General features: G+C 60.4%; 18 protein-coding genes and 1 pseudogene. 13 read left to right on the top strand and 6 right to left on the bottom strand.

The window, feature by feature from the left end; translation table 11 throughout:
- Positions 1-7: 7 nt before the first annotated feature.
- The 5 genes and pseudogenes from ASC80_RS23360 to ASC80_RS22440 form a co-directional block, all read right to left on the bottom strand.
- Positions 8-388, bottom strand: coding sequence for a hypothetical protein (locus ASC80_RS23360; RefSeq protein WP_082512720.1), 381 nt, complete (start codon positions 386-388; stop codon positions 8-10).
- Positions 389-1289: 901 nt separating this feature from the next.
- Positions 1290-1541, bottom strand: a complete 252-nt coding sequence (locus ASC80_RS24810) for a PepSY domain-containing protein (RefSeq protein WP_200941233.1) — start codon at positions 1539-1541, stop codon at positions 1290-1292.
- Positions 1528-2237 (bottom strand): annotated as a pseudogene (locus ASC80_RS22450) (FeoB small GTPase domain-containing protein); the annotation flags it as partial. The pseudogene ASC80_RS22450 and the gene ASC80_RS24810, both read right to left, overlap by 14 nt.
- 13 nt (positions 2238-2250) lie before the next feature.
- Positions 2251-2520: a FeoA family protein gene (locus ASC80_RS22445; protein ID WP_056302021.1), complete on the bottom strand. Its 270-nt coding sequence runs from the start codon at positions 2518-2520 to the stop codon at positions 2251-2253.
- Between the two features lie 270 nt (positions 2521-2790).
- Positions 2791-3096 (bottom strand): hypothetical protein, encoded by a 306-nt coding sequence (locus tag ASC80_RS22440; RefSeq protein ID WP_210168420.1) that lies wholly within the window; start codon positions 3094-3096, stop codon positions 2791-2793.
- Between the two features lie 522 nt (positions 3097-3618).
- Here ASC80_RS22440 and ASC80_RS22435 point away from each other — a divergent pair.
- From ASC80_RS22435 to ASC80_RS24805, 10 genes are all read left to right on the top strand, one after another.
- Positions 3619-4146 (top strand): hypothetical protein, encoded by a 528-nt coding sequence (locus ASC80_RS22435; protein ID WP_244487349.1) that lies wholly within the window; start codon positions 3619-3621, stop codon positions 4144-4146.
- Between the two features lies 1 nt (position 4147).
- Positions 4148-4801, top strand: coding sequence for an ABC transporter ATP-binding protein (locus ASC80_RS22430; RefSeq protein WP_056302015.1), 654 nt, complete (start codon positions 4148-4150; stop codon positions 4799-4801).
- Positions 4794-5462 carry an ABC transporter ATP-binding protein gene (locus tag ASC80_RS22425; RefSeq protein WP_056302013.1) on the top strand — a complete coding sequence of 223 codons (669 nt, stop codon included), beginning with the start codon at positions 4794-4796 and terminating at the stop codon, positions 5460-5462. Before ASC80_RS22430 ends, ASC80_RS22425 begins: the two co-directional genes overlap by 8 nt.
- Positions 5463-5536: 74 nt before the next feature.
- A complete protein-coding gene (locus tag ASC80_RS22420) occupies positions 5537-8113 on the top strand; it encodes an ABC transporter permease (RefSeq protein WP_244487348.1) in 2577 nt (858 codons plus the stop codon).
- Positions 8114-8225: 112 nt separating this feature from the next.
- Positions 8226-8903, top strand: coding sequence for a winged helix-turn-helix domain-containing protein (locus tag ASC80_RS22415; RefSeq protein ID WP_056302068.1), 678 nt, complete (start codon positions 8226-8228; stop codon positions 8901-8903).
- A complete protein-coding gene (locus ASC80_RS22410) occupies positions 8890-10263 on the top strand; it encodes a sensor histidine kinase (RefSeq protein WP_056302009.1) in 1374 nt (457 codons plus the stop codon). The genes ASC80_RS22415 and ASC80_RS22410 overlap by 14 nt, the downstream gene beginning before the upstream one ends.
- Positions 10264-10454: 191 nt before the next feature.
- Positions 10455-11255 (top strand): COG4705 family protein, encoded by an 801-nt coding sequence (locus ASC80_RS22405; protein ID WP_200941232.1) that lies wholly within the window; start codon positions 10455-10457, stop codon positions 11253-11255.
- Between the two features lie 160 nt (positions 11256-11415).
- Entirely contained in the window at positions 11416-11754 is a 339-nt protein-coding gene (locus ASC80_RS22400; protein ID WP_244487347.1) for a histidine kinase, read from the top strand.
- Between the two features lie 31 nt (positions 11755-11785).
- Positions 11786-12115: a PilZ domain-containing protein gene (locus ASC80_RS22395; protein WP_347329915.1), complete on the top strand. Its 330-nt coding sequence runs from the start codon at positions 11786-11788 to the stop codon at positions 12113-12115.
- Positions 12116-12177: 62 nt separating this feature from the next.
- Complete coding sequence (locus tag ASC80_RS24805) at positions 12178-12567, top strand: hypothetical protein (protein WP_210168419.1); 390 nt, start codon at positions 12178-12180, stop codon at positions 12565-12567.
- Positions 12568-12759: 192 nt separating this feature from the next.
- On the opposite strand, the gene ASC80_RS22390 is transcribed toward ASC80_RS24805, so the two are convergent.
- On the bottom strand, positions 12760-13515 hold the full coding sequence (locus ASC80_RS22390) for an aspartate/glutamate racemase family protein (protein WP_056302006.1): 756 nt from the start codon (positions 13513-13515) through the stop codon (positions 12760-12762).
- A 188-nt stretch (positions 13516-13703) separates the two neighbouring features.
- Here ASC80_RS22390 and ASC80_RS22385 point away from each other — a divergent pair, with 188 nt between their 5' ends.
- The 3 genes from ASC80_RS22385 (at position 13704) to ASC80_RS22375 (ending at position 16867) form a co-directional block, all read left to right on the top strand.
- The gene (locus tag ASC80_RS22385) at positions 13704-14453 is read left to right on the top strand and encodes a GntR family transcriptional regulator (protein WP_056302004.1); all 750 of its coding nucleotides are present in this window, start codon (positions 13704-13706) and stop codon (positions 14451-14453) included.
- 203 nt (positions 14454-14656) lie between these two features.
- Positions 14657-15961: an MFS transporter gene (locus ASC80_RS22380; RefSeq protein WP_056302003.1), complete on the top strand. Its 1305-nt coding sequence runs from the start codon at positions 14657-14659 to the stop codon at positions 15959-15961.
- Between the two features lie 162 nt (positions 15962-16123).
- The gene (locus ASC80_RS22375; RefSeq protein WP_056302001.1) at positions 16124-16867 is read left to right on the top strand and encodes a maleate cis-trans isomerase family protein; all 744 of its coding nucleotides are present in this window, start codon (positions 16124-16126) and stop codon (positions 16865-16867) included.
- The last annotated feature ends 17 nt before the right edge of the window (positions 16868-16884 follow it).

Genomic DNA, 16884 nt, shown 5'->3' with positions numbered 1-16884 from the left:
GATTCGCTTAGTCGTCGTCGCGATAAAAATGATGATGGTGATGGTGGTGGTAAAAGTGATGGTGATGGTGATGATGGTGCCATCGCGGTGGAACCACAACGATCCGAGGCGCGCGGTGCCATCGATGGTGATGATGGTGATGATGATGATGATGATGATAATAAAACTGGGCCAATTCGATTTGGCCATCAGCCGAAGGTGATGAAGCAGCGTCAATGGCCTGAAGAGTGGTCAGCGCGTTCGGAATTGGCTGTAGCAGATCGGCATACGAGTTTGCCTGGAGAACGTCAGTTGGCGCGGGATTTACTACGGGGGGTGCTGCCTCCGCGACATTGCAGGCTCCGAGCGTCGCCACGGCTCCTATAAGTCCGGCGATCTTCTTGTCCATTCACGCCTCCTGAGAATCTTAGCCAACGGATGCTGGCACCTTGTAACGTTCCCCCGCACCGCAAGTTCCAAGTTGAACTAGATGGGAGCGAGCCCGAGCTTGCGGCTCCGGTTATATCCGGTACCCGCCGCCTCCCGACAGACGTGGCGCTGCTGGGCGAAGCAATAAGAATATGCCGCGTGCAATACACAGCAGGTCATGGAAAGCTACCCGAGCGCGCCGATTCACGATCGACATCTATTCGCAGACCCGGACTCGGCGCCGCACCCAGCTATAGCCGTCCCAATACGGCCTTCCCTGAGTCCAATAGCAATCCGGCGCGTATCGTGGCGCAGCTACCATTCCACCGATGATTCCGCCAATTATACCTGCAGCGGGGTCATCGGAGTAATATCCGTGGTGATGGTGATGGTGATGGTAAAAATGATGATGGTGGTGATGATACTGTGCAAGTTGGACAAGTGGCGTCTCGCTAGTGCGAGCTGCGTCGTCCGCTCTCAACATTGCGACCGCATCGGGGATAGGCTCGAGTAGCTCGGCGTAAGACTGAACCTGCAGGTTAGGGCGAGGGTCTTGAGCGGGGGTTGCCGCTTGACCGGGAGTGCTACAGGTCAGCAGCGCAGCGGTACTGCAAAGCAAAAGCGAGAGATTATTCTTCATTTCACGTCCTCCACCCCCTGTGTGTCAGCACCAGCTTGTTTCATACTTTCCTTCCGGCCCGAGCGACCGAGGAGGCTCAATCAATTACGCGCGACCATGTCTTCCGTTTTCACGACCTGAGATTCGAAATCGGGGCGCAATTTAGAGCGGAATTGTGGCAGGAAGCACCACCCAGCGATCAACAAGATCAAAGTTGCGCAAGACGATGTAACTCCTTTGATCAATCCGATGGGCGATCACATCAATCCGGATGCGGCCCCTCGGTCTTGTTTTCAAGCACCTTGCCAGTGGCGGCATCAATCCCGACTTCCTGGGTCCGCGAGCCCGTCCTGATGTCGAACGAATAGCGCAACCCGCTACCACCGGCCTCGCGCCCAAGCTCCTCGTCGGTGATTTTCCCGGGATGAGCCTTGAGGGCGAACTGGCGGGCCTGCGTGGAGTCACCTTGGCGTGACCTGCAAGGTTCTGACCTGTGTAGGCAGGATAAGTCCAAGGATGACCAGGCCGAACACCGGATGCAGCACTACGGCATCGACGCGCGTGGTCAGCGTGTCAGGCTTCGACGGCATCGTCACGGTCTCGCGGATGATGCGGTCGGCCTCGCGCTGGGTGGCTTTCAGTTCGGCGATACTCAGCGGCATCCAGGTGTTGTCGCGTTTGTTCTCGCCGAGATGCGCCGCGAATTCGTCGGTGCGCCGCAGCAGTTCGGCGATGCCGCCCTTGCGCACCGCGATCGAGGTGACGACAGTGACGCCGAGTGCCGCCGACATCTTGTCGATATCGATCTCACTCCACGCCGTTGGGCGATGTCGAACATGTTGAGGATCACCAGCAGCGGGCGACCGGTGCGTTTCAATTCCAGCACCAGGCGGAAAGTCAGGCGCAGGTTGGTCGCGTCCGCGACGCATAGCACGATGTCAGGCGGATCCTCGTTGGCATAGCGGCCGAGCACGACGTCGCGGGTGATCTCCTCGTCAGGGCTGCGGCCACGCAATGAATAGGTGCAGGGCAGATCGACCAGCGACATGGTGCGGCGCTCGGGCGTCACGAACGAGCCAGTCTTGCGCTCGACGGTGACGCCGGGATAGTTGGCGACCTTCTGACGGCTGCCGGTTAGCGCGTTGAACAGCGAAGTCTTGCCACTGTTAGGGGCACCCACCAGCGCGATGTGCAGGGAAGCCGCCGTCATCGATCGAAACCGATCATCGCACCACGACAGCCATAGCTTCGCGCCGCCGCAATGCGATCGTGATATTGTCAACGCGCACAGCGATCGGATCGCGGGCGATGGCCCCCTCGTGCAGGATTTCGACCCGCGCGCCTTCGATGAACCCCATTTCGATCAGTTGCTGCTCGCGCTCGGCTGCAACCGCCCCGTACGTTGCCGATTTTAGCACCACGACGGTGCCGGCAAAGCCCCGCGGGGCGTTGCCGAGCAGCAATTCGGGAGGCGGATGCGGGCAGTCGCACATGCGACGTTTGTGAGCAGCCGCCCAGTCGACGTCAAGCTGCCTCCCGGCGCGAACATTAGAAATGCTCTACGTATGCTCGCCAAGCTGGCCGCGCAGCTGTTCCTTACGGAGGGGCGTGGCCCAACGCGTGCGATGAGCTCGCCCAACGTGGGTACGTAGTAGCCGAGAGCATTGTGTGGCCTGAGGGGAAGCTCGCCGTGAACACATGCGGGGCATTTGGAACGAGGTCGGGTCGCGCGCGCTCGAAACTCAACTTCAGTAGGATGCTGATTAATTGACCGCCGACACTGCTCCAAGGATTAGTAAGGCGGCGGCACGCTTGCGCAGCATAATGAGATAGCCCAGCACAGCTACAAAGACGAGACCGAGTACGACCGTACTGCCGAGCGCCGTTAGGTCTCGGGCAGCCTCTTTGAGCCATAGGGGTCCGATTGTGTTCGCCATGTCTCCGGACTGTCGGAAGAACACGAGAATCGCGTTATCAAAGGCCGTGGTGTCACCCTCCGCCACATCCGCGGCGAGGAGTCCGAACGCGAGGAAAAGAGCGGCAACGCCAAGAATGACAGGAGCGGACAAATCTCCTGTCGCGTAACAGAAGTGGTGAGCCATTGCCACAAGGAGTGTCGGCGCGCTTCGAAAAACATACATGTGAGAGCAATCTCACGCGCGCTAGTTCCTGTCCACGCGCGATGGCCAACATTGGCAAATTGTATAGTCGCGGTCGAACGCCTGTGATCGTCGCGAGCGCATTCTCTTGGCTCTCCGCGGTCGTGATCGCTTGCGACATCGTCACCTCAAGACGGCCGGAAGCACAAGGTACTTGTCGACACTCAAAGCGGTCAGGTTGTGAAGACAGCCATGGCCGACGATGAGCAGAATGAGAACGGCCACGAGGGCGACGACAACTGACGCTCGTCATTTTGGGCGGCTCGCGCTCGCTGTGAGCCGCCTCCTATTGCTCCCTCTCTCGCTCTCGATCCGTGGGCCAGCCGTCGCCATGACAGCCAAGCCGCAACGACCCTTCAAGAGGCCAACATGAAAACCCGATCAAGAAGTCACCTCATCGCATCATCGCTGGCGTTTGCGCTGGCAGCTTCGATGGCCGTGCCGATCGCCGCCGCGCCTGCCCTCGCTCGGGAGACGGCCGTCGCGCCGGAGAAGAATCCACCGGGGGATATCCCGGACAGCCAGGTCTTCGTTGAATACAAATCGCCGTTTGGCTTCGCCATGAAAGTCCCCGAGGGCTGGGCTCGCGCCGATCGCGCGGACGGCGCTCGCTTTTCGGACAAATACAACATCATCGATCTGGCTGTTTCGAAGGCTGACCAGGCGCCCAATGCGACGATCGCGAAAACACGCGAAGCAGCCGAATTGCAGAAGGGCGGCCATGCTGTCGCGATAAAAACGGTCAAGGACGTCAAGCTCAAGTCGGGCCCTGCTGTCCTTGTTTCTTATGCCTCGAACTCCGCCCCTAACGCCGTCACCGGCAAGCAGATCCGGCTCGAGCATGACCGTTATCTGATGTTCAGGAACGGCACCTTGGTCACGCTCGATCTGTCCGCGCCACTCGGCGCCGACAATGTGGATCAGTGGCGGCTGATGTCGAACTCTTTCCATTGGCAGTGACATGAGCGTGCTCCGCGGCCACGAGCTGTATCGGTTCTTCCACGTGGGCGACGATGAGACGCCGGCGCTGAGAGGCATCGATGTGCAGCTCGACGCCGGCGAGATGGTCGCCCTGGTCGGCCCGTCCGGGAGTGGCAAGTCGACGCTCCTCGCCTGCCTCGCCGGTCTGGACGAGCCCGATGGCGGTCATGTGGACGTCATGGGAGAGCGCCTGTCGCGGCGGCCCGAAGCAACACGGGCTCGTCTGCGCGCTCGCCATATCGGCATGTTGATGCAGTCCAACAACCTGTTCGACCACTTGACGGTGTCCTCCAACATCGCGCTGCAAATCGAGCTGTCGGGCAAGGGCGAGCAGGGTTCGCTGCTGCAGCGGCTCGGCATCGGCGAGCATGGCGATGCAATGCCATCGCAGCTCTCCGGCGGCGAGGCCGCGCGAGCCGGCCTTGCCGTCGCGCTCGCAGCCGATCCGGACATCCTGATCTGCGACGAGCCGACGGCCGAGGTCGACGCCGACACCGAGCATCGCATTCTCGAGTTCCTCGACGAGAGGCGGCGCGCGGGCTGCGCCATTCTGGTCGCGACCCATAGCGCGTCCCTGGCGCAATGCGCCGACCGCATTCTGCGGATCAAAGACGGGCGGATTGTCCATGATTGATCTCGTCGAAGCGTTCGGAGCGGCCCGCTCCTTCCAGCGCGGCGGCAAGACCGTGGCAGCGCTCGCTCCGACGACGTGTCGGGTCAGAGCGGGGGATCGGATCGCTTTACTGGGACCCTCGGGAAGCGGAAAATCCACCCTCCTGCACCTTATGGCGGGTCTCGACATCCCGAGCGCGGGCGAAATGCGCTGGCCGCTTCTGGGACGCCGGGATGGTCTGCTGCCCGGCAAGGTCGCCATGGTTTTTCAATCGCCTAGCCTCATGGCGCCGCTGAGCGTCATCGAGAACGTCGAGCTTCCCCTTATTTTGAAGGACGGGCGGGACGACGCGCGCGCCACCGCTATGGAAGCACTCAAGCGCGTCGGCCTTGCCGATCTGGCAAATAAGTTGCCCGAGGAACTGTCCGGCGGGCAGGGACAGCGCGTGGCCATGGCTCGCGCGATCGCGGCGCGCCCGCAGCTCCTTTTGGCGGACGAGCCTACGGGGCAGCTTGATCAGGCGACCGGGCTCGCATTGATCGATGGTCTCTTGAATTGGCTGGCAGGCTCTCCGACCGCGCTGGTGATCGCCACGCATGATCTCGCCATTGCCGAACGCATGGAGCGGATCTGGCACATGGACCACGGCCAAATGTGTTCCGCGGCGGGAGATGAGCGATGATAGGGCCATGGATCTCCGGACTCGTCCGGGCGCGCTCGGGACGCTTGATCGGTGCCGTCGCAGGGGTCGCGTGCGTGGTGGCTCTTATCGCCGTCCTCGGCATATTTCTTCGGGCCAGCTCTGCGAGCATGACGACCCGGGCGATCGCCACCGTGCCTGTCGATTGGCAGATCCAATTGGCTTTCGGCGCCTCACTCGAGGCCATAAAGGAAGCAGCCTCGAAGGCAAACCCGCTCGCGAAGGTGCAGACGGTCGACTACGCATCTGTCGACGGCTTCGAGTCCTCGACCGACGGCACGGTGCAGACGACGGGAGCTGGACAGGTCCTTGGCCTCGACCCCTCCTATACTGCCTCGTTCCCCGGCGAGATCCGGCTTCTTCTTGGGTCGTTAGACGGCGTTCTCGTCGCCCAGCAGACGGCAGCCAATCTGCACGTCGGTCTCGGAGACATGGTGATGATTCACCGGCCGGGGCTGTCGAACTCCGCGGTCAAAGTGGGCGGAGTGATCGATCTCCCGAACGCCGACTCGCTCTTCCAGGCGGTCGGCGCCCCGAAAGGCCTCGCACCGCAGGCTCCGCCCGACAACGTGCTTGTCCTTCCCGCCCCGCTTTGGCGCGAGCTCTTCTTGCCACAGAAGAACGTCCGGCCGGATAGCGTGCGCCAACAACTGCATATCGGCATCGACCGCGCGCAGTTATCCAGCGATCCCGGAGCAGCCTATATCGCCGCGACTGCTTCCGGTCATAACCTCGAGGCGCGAGTGGCAGGGACCGCGGTTCTCGCCAACAACCTTGCGGCGCGCCTGGATGCCACCCGCGGGGACGCGCTTTACGCCAAGGTGCTCTTCCTGTTTCTCGGAGCGCCGGGAGCAGCTCTCGCGGCACTGCTGACTGTCGCCTGTGCTCGCTCGGGCGCGGACCGGCGACGCCGGGATCAGTCGCTGCTGCGATTGCGGGGAGCGTCGACGCGCCGGATCCTGACGTTGTCCGCTGTCGAGGCGGCCCTCGTCGCTGCGGGCGGGGCGGTCCTGGGCCTCGCCGTCGCAGTTCTCGCGGCGCACCTTACTTTCGGTGCAGTGCTCACCATCACCGGCCTTTGGCCCTGGCTCGGGGCTGCCGTGATCGCGGGGCTCGCCCTCGCCCTCTTGGCCGTTCTGCTACCAGCTTGGTCCGAGGCGCGTCGGCTCACGGTTGCAGCGGCGCGCATGGTGCTCGGTTCGGATCACGTGCCGTTGTGGCGGAGAGCTTTCGTAGACTTGGTGCTCATTGCCATCGGCGCTTTGGTCTTCTGGAAGACGGCGAGCTCCGGTTACCAGGTGGTGCTCGCGCCGGAAGGCGTGGCGGCAGCTTCGGTTGACTATGCGACGTTTCTCGCTCCCCTGCTGATGTGGGCCGGCGTCGGCCTGTTGACCGTCCGCCTTTCGACAGTGGGGCTCGCGCAGGGCCGCCGCTGGCTCACGGCCGTCCTGCGGCCTGTCGCCGGACCTCTCTCGGACCTTGTGGCGGCTACGATGGGGCGACAGCGCGGGCGGCTGACGAGCGGGATCGCTATGAGCGCCCTCGCCCTTGCGTTCGCGACTTCGACGGCCGTCTTCAACACGACGTACAACGCGCAGGCTCGCGTTGACGCGGAACTCACTAACGGAGCCGACGTCGCCGTCACTGGTACCAGCACCGCACCGGCCTCCAACGTCATGGACAAGCTCGCGGCTTTGCCGGGCGTCGTGGCGGCACAGCCCATGCAGCATCGCTTTGCCTATGTCGGGACGGATCTGCAGGACATCTACGGAATCGATCCGATTAATCTGGGCAAGGCCACCGATGTCTCTGACGCTTATTTTGCGAACCGGAATGCGGAGGCCACCCTGGCCGAGCTTGCCAAGACGCCCGACGGCGTCCTCGTCTCGCAGGAGACCGTCAATGACTATCAGCTTGCGCTGGGCGATCCGATCAATTTGCGCCTTCAATCGGCGACCGATCACCAGTACCACGTCGTTCCGTTCCGCTTCATTGGTATCGTCCGCGAATTCCCGACGGCGCCGAAGGATTCCTTTCTCGTCGCCAATGCTACGTACATCGCTAAGGTGACCGGCTCCGACTCGGCTGAGGTCGTCCTGCTGCGCACGCGCGGCAATCCAGCTGCCGTCGCTAAGCTGGCAGAGCAGGTCGTGAGTTCGCTTCCGGGCTTGAAGGTTCGCGACATCGGAACCACGCAGCATCTCATTGGCTCGAGTTTGACGGCTGTCGATCTCGTCGGTTTGACCCGGATCGAACTGGTGTTCGCCGTGATCATGGTGGCCGGCGCGGCTGGGCTCGTTCTGGCGCTGGGACTGGCCGACCGGCGGCGCGGCTTCGCCATCCTCTCGGCGCTGGGAGCGAAACCGCGCCAACTCAGTGCTTTTCTTTGGAGTGAAGGGATGCTGATCTTTACCGTCGGAGGCGCAATTGGCGTCGCCGGCGGCTTCGGCATGGCATGGATGCTCGTCAAGCTGCTGACCGGCGTCTTCGATCCCCCTCCCGATCAGCTGTCGATTCCGTGGATCTATATCTTTGTCCTGATCTGTGCTGCTTTCGCCTCAATGGCGGCGGCGGTGATCGGAGCGCAACACGAGACGCGGATCCCGGCCGTTCAGCGGCTAAGGGAGATGTAAATGGGGGCGGGTGCTCATTACTATAATGCAACGTCGCTTTGGTCCGACCTGGAGCTGCGTCATGGGTATGAGAGCGCCGACCCCGGTGAGAACCGCAGCAGGAATAGAGGCCATGAAGATTCTCGTCATTGAAGACGATCGCCGGATGGGAGCGTACGTCCGCAAGGGCCTGGAGGAACACGGGCATGTGGTCGACTTGGCTCCTAACGGTCGGGATGGCCTGTTTCTCGCCGCTGGGGAGACCTATGACGTTATGATTGTCGATCGCATGCTGCCCGGCCTCGACGGGCTAGGCGTAGTGAAAACAGTACGCGGCGCCGGGGTGAAAACGCCAATCCTGTTTCTGACCACGATGGCGGGGATCGGCGACCGCGTGGAGGGCCTTGAGGCTGGCGGCGACGACTATCTGGTAAAGCCGTTTGCCTTCGCAGAACTTCTAGCGCGAATCAACGCGTTGGCTCGTCGCCCGCCCATGACAGAGGTCTTGACGATTATCCGGGTGGCCGACCTCGAAATGGACCTGATTGGCCGAAAGGTGAAACGCACCGGCCAGGACATTGCCCTTCAGCCGCGCGAGTTCCGGCTGCTTGAATATATGATGCGCAATGCCGGCCGCGTTCTCACGCGCACAATGCTGCTTGAAAATGTCTGGGAATTCCACTTCGATCCCAAGACCAACATTGTGGAGACACATATGAGCCGGTTGCGCGCCAAGATCGACAAGGGCTTCGAGACGGAGCTGCTCGAAACCGTACGAGGCTCCGGATATATCCTTCGTGTTCCAGCGTAGGCTTCTGCGCACAGCGAGCTTTCGGCTTGCATTGCTTTATGCCTTGCTGTTCGGCATATCCGTGCTTCTCCTGGGCGCAGTGACCTTCTGGAGCACGCGCGCGGCACTGGAAGATCAGCTCCGGCGCAGGATCGAGGCCGAGATGAGCTTCCTGCAGGAAGAGTTTAGAAGCGATGGAATTGATCACCTAGTCGCGACGGTGCAGGAACGAACGCGAACGCCGTCCAATCTCGATTATTTCGTCTTGGATCCTGCGGGTAAACGCCTCGCCGGAGACCTGCCGATGGTTTCCGGCAGCGTCGGCTGGGTTCGCACGAAAAGCGGTCGTGATGCAGACGGAAAGGAACGTACGGAATCCGAACGCATCGAGGCCCTCGTTTCGGAGCTGCAGGGAGGTTACAGGCTGGGTGTTGGCGAAGATCTCGAGCAGGTGCGCGAGATCGAGGACACCTTCCTGACCGCCTTCGCGTCGGCCCTCAGCGTTGTTTTGTTGCTCGGCATCGGAGGCGGCCTTCTTCTCAGCGCTGGGTTTCTTCGTCGCGTCGAGACCATCACGCGCACTGCCGATGCCATAATCGCAGGCGACATTTCGCGGCGGATCGAGCGCAACGGGTCCGGAGATGATTTCGACCGGTTATCGGCGACGCTGAACGCAATGTTGGACCGGATAAGCGGACTGATGGAAAATCTCCGCCAAGTCTCGACTGATATCGCTCACGACTTGCGGACGCCCCTTTCCCGCCTTCGCCAAGGCCTGGAGGAAGCACGATGGCGCGAGCTGACCGCGGCCGACTATCGCGGCGTCGTCGAACACGCGATGGAGGAAGCCGACGCTATCCTCGACACCTTCTCCGCCCTGTTGCGCATAGCGCAGATCGAGGCAGGCGTCCGGTGTTCGGCGTTTCGGTCGGTTGACCTGTCGGAGGTCATGCAAACGGTCGCAGACGCCTATGCGCCGACTGCCGAGGAAAGCGGACGCACGTTGCGGATAGACATTGCGGGCGGCGTAACAATCAATGGCGACCGCGACCTTCTCGTTCAGCTCTTCTCCAATCTCGTGGAGAACGCACTCCATCATACGCCGCAGGGAACCATCGTCGTCGCGCAATTGTCTGAAATTTCGACAACCGTGATTGCCGAAATCGCGGACAACGGATCGGGGATCCCCGCAGAGGAACGCTCAAACGTGCTTCGGCGCTTCTACCGACTCGAACGCAGCCGATCGACCCCCGGCAGCGGTCTTGGCCTGAGCATGGCGAGCGCAATTGCCGCGCTCCACCACGGGACGCTCGAGATTATCGACAATGCGCCGGGCCTTCGTGCCGTCGTGCGATTCCCAAGCTCCAGCCGCGTCTCCTAGAACTTGAGCCTACCTGGACCACGGTGGCGCCAGGACTGATTGGCCAGCGCGCGCTCGAAACTGGCCCAAAAGGGCGCAGATTACCGATCCGTATACATCCGGGAATGCCGTTCCAATCCCCATGGGCGCTTATGGGTGTGACGGGCGGTCGCCGATTGTCGCCGCAGCTCTCCGATTGGACGGAAAACCTCATGACCTCAGAACTGTCGAAACGCGGAAGCATTGTCAGGATGATGCTGAACAAAGTTCCAGAGGTGACTCTCTTTTTCTGGCTCATCAAGATCATGTCGACGACGGTCGGGGAGACCGGCGCGGATTACCTGGCGGTTCACGTAGGGCTTGGCACCGCCCTCACCGGCGGGATCATGGCCGCGCTGCTGCTTGCCGCGCTGGTGTTGCAAGTCCGGATGCACCGATATGTGCCGTGGATCTATTGGCTGACGGTTGTGCTCGTCAGCGTCGTCGGTACGCAGATCACAGACCTGTTGACCGACAAGCTCGGCGTCCGCCTGTATGTCAGCACCTTCGCATTCGCAACCGCTTTGGCCGCAACCTTCGCGGTGTGGTACGGATTTGAAAGAACGCTGTCGATCCATACAATCGTGACGACGCGACGCGAGCTATTCTATTGGCTCGCGATCCTCTTCACTTTTGCGCTGGGCACGGCGGCCGGCGACCTTGCGACCGAAGCGCTCGGTCTTGGCTTTAATCTGGGGGTGGTAGCCTTCGGCGCGCTGATCGCGGCCATTACACTGGCGTATCGTTTCGGTGCCAATCCGGTTCTCACCTTCTGGCTGGCTTACATCTTGACGCGCCCGCTTGGAGCGTCGCTGGGCGACCTTCTGTCCCAGTCGCGGGAGTACGGCGGGCTTGGACTTGGCACCGTGTATACCAGCATGGCCTTTCTCGTCGTTATCGTCGGGCTCGTGATCTTCCTGAGCGTGGAAGCCGGGAAGCCTGCAGATCCAATGCTGGCCGAAGACAAGGTGTGAGCCCGTACATGGCGAATCGTCCCCGCCGGGCAGGATCAATCGCAATCAACGTTTCCACAAAATCAGAAGATCAGCGATGACCACGCATAGACAAGCGGGTATGGCAATCATGCTAATGATAGTAGGCGCCGCCGCTCTGGCGGGAGGAGGTCGGATCCCCGTGAGCCTCTTCGCCACTACGAAGGCCGAGGCCGCCGCGGCCTCGAAGCTCGGGGACCTCTCGAAATTCCAAACGATCGCGGCTGACACCAAGGCGCTTGCGGACAAGGGCGATCTGGCGGGGGCAAAGACACGCATCAAGGATCTCGAAATGACATGGGATGAGGCGGAGGGCGGGCTTAAGTCGCGCGCGGCGGCTGATTGGCACGTACTCGATAAGGCCATCGACCGTGCGCTCCAAGCCTTGCGTGCGAGTGTACCTGATCCTGCGGCTTGCAAGCAGGCGCTGGCTGATCTTCTCGCGGTAATGGACGGTATGAGCGGTAAGACCTCACGCTAAGCCGCCAGTCTCGTTCGATCAACGACCTATCGTGGGCAAGCGTTTGGCTTTGTTGTTTGACACAACCGCGCCGCCGTCGCCGCAACAAGCTGCATCGGATATGGCCATGGAAGACAAACGAGAGCATGAACGCAGGCGAGTGCTGAAGGGAGGGAAAATAGTATTTAACGGCGGTCGCTCCGCAATCGATTGCACCATCAGGAATTTGTCAGCCGGTGGCGCCACTCTTCAGGTCGAAAGCCCGCTCGGCATTCCCGACACATTCGAGTTGGTTGTGCATCCAGACAACATCATAAAAAGCTGTCGGATGGCCTGGAAAAAGGAAAACCTGATCGGAGTCGCGTTCCAAAAGACAAGTTAGCCTGCTGCTGTCAAATACCCAGTAACCCCGTCCGCAAACACCTGTTTACCCCAGAGAACACGATGAATGAGATCGAAAAGTCGGCCTTCAGTAAAGTCCCGCCGGACGCCTGCGTCGACGCTGACCGCGATGCGCGGGAAGCTCACGTGCGGGAACAGAGAGACCGGGAGTCGCAGGATGCATTATTGTCGAACGCCGACTTCAGCGTCGCGGGCATTCCCGCCCGCACATTGCCGACATCCTCGGGCTCAACGCCGAGCAGCACCGCTAAGGCGTCCGCGTCGGCCAGCCCGTATTGCGCGAACCTCAGCGACTTCAAATGCCCGCTTGGTACCGATTTCGGATCCCTCCCGCGATCGTTCCGACGCTTTGCTGAGCGTCTGTGCGCGCGGCGAGGTAATCTCCCAGCCCCATCGCGATCGCGCCAGCAGCAATCTCCGTGCGCGCAGTAAGATGACCAACTGATGCCGAAGCGCTACGTTCTCGGCTTCAAGCCGCAACGTCGACTTGAATGGCGAGGTCGGACGGCCAGAACCAAACACAGCAGCCCGATCATTTCGCCACCACGCAAATGCCGACCTTCGGAAATGTTCGAAACAGCCATTTGCGGTGGCGTACATGAGGACGCCTAGCGCCGCGCTCACTCAGAGCGACTTGTCGCGATGCTCAATCCTGCGGGCCAATGCGTCGGCAAGTCCAATCGTCGGTTTAGCCTCGGGACGGCGGAACGTGCCGGCGGTGGCCTTGCGAGCACCCAACACAGTCAACGCTTCGGCCTGTTTCACCGCCGCTGCCATCTGATCCACGACCGGCACCGGAATTCGACCCTTGACCTTCTCGGCGAGGCCGGCGAGTGGCGCCCCACCGAGAATAATGACGTCCGCCTCGTCCTCGGTCACTGCTCGGTTGGCAAGCTCAACCAGCAGTTCTTCCTTTTCTTCCTGCACCTCCGAAACCGACGCAAAGGAACCATCGAGCATGCGGATGCCGGCGCAACGCCCGCCCAAGCCATGCATGTCGACGCAATCCTGATACCAAGCACCGAGGGCCCGGGCGAAAGTCACAATGGCAAAGCGACGTCCGAGCATGCACGCGGTCAGCATCGAGGCTTCAGCCATGCCGACGACGGGCAGATCGAACAGTTCACGTGCGCCAAAAAGACCCGGATCACCAAAAGCCGCAATAATTACGGCATCTACATCCCGATGCCGTTCCGCAAGCATTTCCAGAGCGATGGCGCCGCCGATCTGGGCTTCGGCGCGCGTCGCGATGTAGGGAACGCCGCGGGGCGCGGTCAACGGAACAATAACGGTACCCGGCGCCGCAGCCTTCTCGGCGGCAGCGGCAAGGCGCGCAGTGATAGATTCACTGGTATTGGGATTAAGCACCATGATGCGCATGCGGGACGAAGTCCTTTAGTCCGATCGATCTGCCGCAGCTTCCGGCACGGGAGCTGTCACGGTCCGTCTGTCAGAGCAAATACCTAAGAACACACGATCTGCAAACAAATTTTTGTATGCAGTATACAAATGGATTGAGAACGCCTCTATATTGTTTCAGACACAGTGCAGGTTGGATGGAGTGGTGAATGACACCTCGGACTGCTGTAACACGAGTCAAAGAAGTTCGCGCCGCCGCCCGGAAACTGCCTGAACGGGTTGCGCTCCATGAACAGGCTCTGGCGCGGCTGCGCACATTGATTGTCCGCGGCGATCTCGCTCCCGGCGTGGCAATCCTCGAAACCAAGCTCAGCGAAGAGCTCGGAATTTCCCGGACTCCCCTTCGCGAGGCACTCAAGCTACTGGCGGCAGAAGGGTTGCTCGAGTTGAGATCCAACCGGAGCGCGCAAATCGCACCATTACGACCGGTCGAGATCGACGAAATCTTCGAGGTCATCAGCGCTCTTGAAGGCATTGCCGCTGAACTCGCGGCATCACGCATGACATCTGCAGAGTTGCGGCGGCTGACACAGCTCCAGGATCGGATGGAGACCCATCACGAAGATGGCCGGCTGGATGATTACTTCAAAATCAATCAGGAGATCCACAGCTACATTGTTGCGTGTGCCAAAAATGCGGTCTTGAAATCGACGCACGACGGGCTCCTTGCCCGCGCTGAGCGTGCACGCTACTTCGCTTTGTCGTCTCGCTCGCGCTGGGATGATTCCGTCATGGAGCATCGGGAAATTTTAAAAGCGCTCAAGAAGCGCGACGGCGCTGCCGCGGCCCGTGCGTTGACGCAACACGTCTTGCATACCGGCCGAACGGTCAACAAGGAACTACGTTCCCGCAGGAATATTCACCAACCAACAAGTCCTGTCAGAGACGCAAACCGCTAACGAGCCACATCGTCTTCATGTCATTCGGAATATATTCCTCAAAAAAATTGTATGCAGAATACAAAAAATGTTGTGTTCTGCCCGTTTGTGCTGCAGCTTTGCAGCGGCTATCGGGATTTCTGACGGTTCGGGCACGGTCGCATGCAGGTCTCTCAATCAAGAGGAGGCCGCATGGCTTAGATGACTCAACATTGGAGGAACAAATGACTGCGCAAGGCGATGTGATCTCAGCGGAAGGCTCGCAGCAAAAGACCGGCGTACGCTGGAAGATTTTCGTTTTGATGTTGTTTCTGATCACGATCAATTACATCGATCGTGCCTCCCTCTCCGTTGCGATGCCGCTCATTTCCAAGGAGTTTGGTCTCGATGCCGCAGCTCAGGGATTTATTCTGAGCTCGTTCTTCTGGACTTATGCCCTGATGCAAATCCCCGGCGGCATGCTGGCGGACCGATACAAGCCGCGCATCGTCATTGCAGCAGCGACGATTGGTTGGGGTTTCTTTCAGGCGATCGCAGCCGCCTCAACAAGTTCGTTCATGCTTATCTTAACCCGCTTGGGACTCGGGGCGGCGGAAGCGCCGATCTATCCCGCCGGCGGCAAGCTCAATGCGATGTGGATGACGCCAAACGAGCGCGCGCGTGGCGCCACGCTGCTTGATGGTGGCGCGCCGCTTGGCGCGGCGCTGGGCGCACTTGTCATTGCCGGCCTTATCGCCGCGTTCGATTCCTGGCGGATTTCTTTTGCGGTCGCTGGAATCGGTACGGTTCTCTGCGGCGCCCTTGCCTGGTGGTACATTCGCAATAGTCCAAGCGAGCACCCGTCCGTCAATGAAGCCGAGGCGAAGCATATTGAAACCGCCCACGCATTGGAGGATTTGAATGATCCGGTGTCGTCTGGCCGCGGGATTGGCGCCTACTTCGCGTACAAGTCTGTCTGGTGCATGTGTTTGGGATGGATGTTCTTCAACACCGTGTTTTACGGACTGCTGACGTGGATGCCGACCTACCTCTTCAAGGTTCACGGCCTCGACATCAAGCAGCTGGGCGGGGCTCTGTTCATCATGTTTTTCGCCGGATTCATTGGGGAACTCGTCGGGGGACAGATTGCCGACGTTTGGCGGGAACGTGGCGGTCAACCCAACACCGTCTTTAGAACTCTGTTCGGCATCGCTGCAATCGTCGCAACCATCTCAATCTTCTCGGTTGCCTACGTGAAGGACGCCGTAATCGTCGTTGCGCTGCTATCTTCGACGCTGTTCTTCCTGCGCTGGTGCGGAATGTATTGGGCCATCCCATCCATTCTTGCCACGCGAAATCGGGCGGGATTTTTGGGCGGTTGCATGAATCTCGGCGGTAACATCGCCGGCGTCACTGTCCCGATTATCGTAGGTTTCATTGTTCAGTTCACGGGATCCTACTACCTCGCTTTGATGTTCTTCGCCGCCGCGGGCGTAGCGCTGCTCGTTTGCTCGACTGCAATCGACTACAGCCGGAAACTTCCGGTTTAGATCGGACTCGATGAGCCTCGCTCGTGAATGCGAGGCTCATCACTCCGAATCATCCAGTATCATCCGGTCATCGACGCAGACCGACGGCGTCGGATGACCATTCGCATTAGCGAAGCTACCTGACCATTATTCGAGCTTTCGCAATGCTCTCCGGAGAACTTCATGAACACGCGCCTGCGTCTCGGAATGTTGACCCCCTCGTCCAACACCGTCCTCGAGCCCATCAGCACGCAGATGGTCGCGGGACTTCCGGAGGTCAGCGTTCATTTTGGCCGCTTCAAGGTAACCGAAATCGCATTGTCGGATCAGGCGTTGAAGCAGTTCGACGACACCGAGATATTGCGCGCGGCGGAACTTCTCGCCCATGCCAAGGTCGATGTGATTTCCTGGAACGGCACATCCGCGAGCTGGCTTGGTTTCGACCGCGATGAGCGACTTTGCGAACGCATCACCTCCTCGACCGGTATTGCCGCCTGCACATCCGTATTGGCATTTCGGGAAATATTTGAGCGAACACGTGTGAGGCGGATCGGTCTTGTGACCCCCTATACCGACGACGTTCAGGCGAAGATCATCGCGAACTGGAAATCCGCCGGCATTATCTGCTCGGCAGAACGGCATAGCGGTCTCCGCGATAATTTTTCGTTCGCGGAAGTCAGCGAGCACACCATAGCAGAGATGATCGGTTCGGTTGAAAAAGCGGGATGCGAGGCAGTCGCGATCGTGTGCACGAACATGCGCGGAGCTCCGCTTGCTCAATTGCTGGAAGCAAAACTCGGCATTCCGGTCTATGACTCGATCGCGACGGCCGTTTGGAAGAGCCTTGTTCTGGCCAGCGCCGACCCTCGGCGGGTCAAGGGCTGGGGCAGCCTGTTCCAGGATGCCCGGCTTTCGGCTCAACCATGACGTCGGTGTCGAGGATG

The organism is Afipia sp. Root123D2 (assembly GCF_001425835.1).
Classification (GTDB): Bacteria; Pseudomonadota; Alphaproteobacteria; order Rhizobiales; family Xanthobacteraceae; genus Afipia.
Note: the sequence above shows the minus strand (reverse complement) of the source record. Positions and strands in the feature narration are given on the sequence as shown.

Coding starts and splice junctions, on each gene's coding strand:
- ASC80_RS22435 (WP_244487349.1), top strand. CDS start 3,619: ATGGCCGTGCCGATCGCCGCCGCGCCTGCCCTCGCTCGGGAGACGGCC.
- ASC80_RS23360 (WP_082512720.1), bottom strand. CDS start 388: ATGGACAAGAAGATCGCCGGACTTATAGGAGCCGTGGCGACGCTCGGA.
- ASC80_RS22405 (WP_200941232.1), top strand. CDS start 10,455: ATGACCTCAGAACTGTCGAAACGCGGAAGCATTGTCAGGATGATGCTG.
- ASC80_RS22385 (WP_056302004.1), top strand. CDS start 13,704: ATGACACCTCGGACTGCTGTAACACGAGTCAAAGAAGTTCGCGCCGCC.
- ASC80_RS22380 (WP_056302003.1), top strand. CDS start 14,657: ATGACTGCGCAAGGCGATGTGATCTCAGCGGAAGGCTCGCAGCAAAAG.
- ASC80_RS22390 (WP_056302006.1), bottom strand. CDS start 13,515: ATGCGCATCATGGTGCTTAATCCCAATACCAGTGAATCTATCACTGCG.
- ASC80_RS22375 (WP_056302001.1), top strand. CDS start 16,124: ATGAACACGCGCCTGCGTCTCGGAATGTTGACCCCCTCGTCCAACACC.
- ASC80_RS24805 (WP_210168419.1), top strand. CDS start 12,178: ATGAATGAGATCGAAAAGTCGGCCTTCAGTAAAGTCCCGCCGGACGCC.
- ASC80_RS22415 (WP_056302068.1), top strand. CDS start 8,226: ATGAAGATTCTCGTCATTGAAGACGATCGCCGGATGGGAGCGTACGTC.
- ASC80_RS22430 (WP_056302015.1), top strand. CDS start 4,148: ATGAGCGTGCTCCGCGGCCACGAGCTGTATCGGTTCTTCCACGTGGGC.
- ASC80_RS22425 (WP_056302013.1), top strand. CDS start 4,794: ATGATTGATCTCGTCGAAGCGTTCGGAGCGGCCCGCTCCTTCCAGCGC.
- ASC80_RS22445 (WP_056302021.1), bottom strand. CDS start 2,520: ATGTGCGACTGCCCGCATCCGCCTCCCGAATTGCTGCTCGGCAACGCC.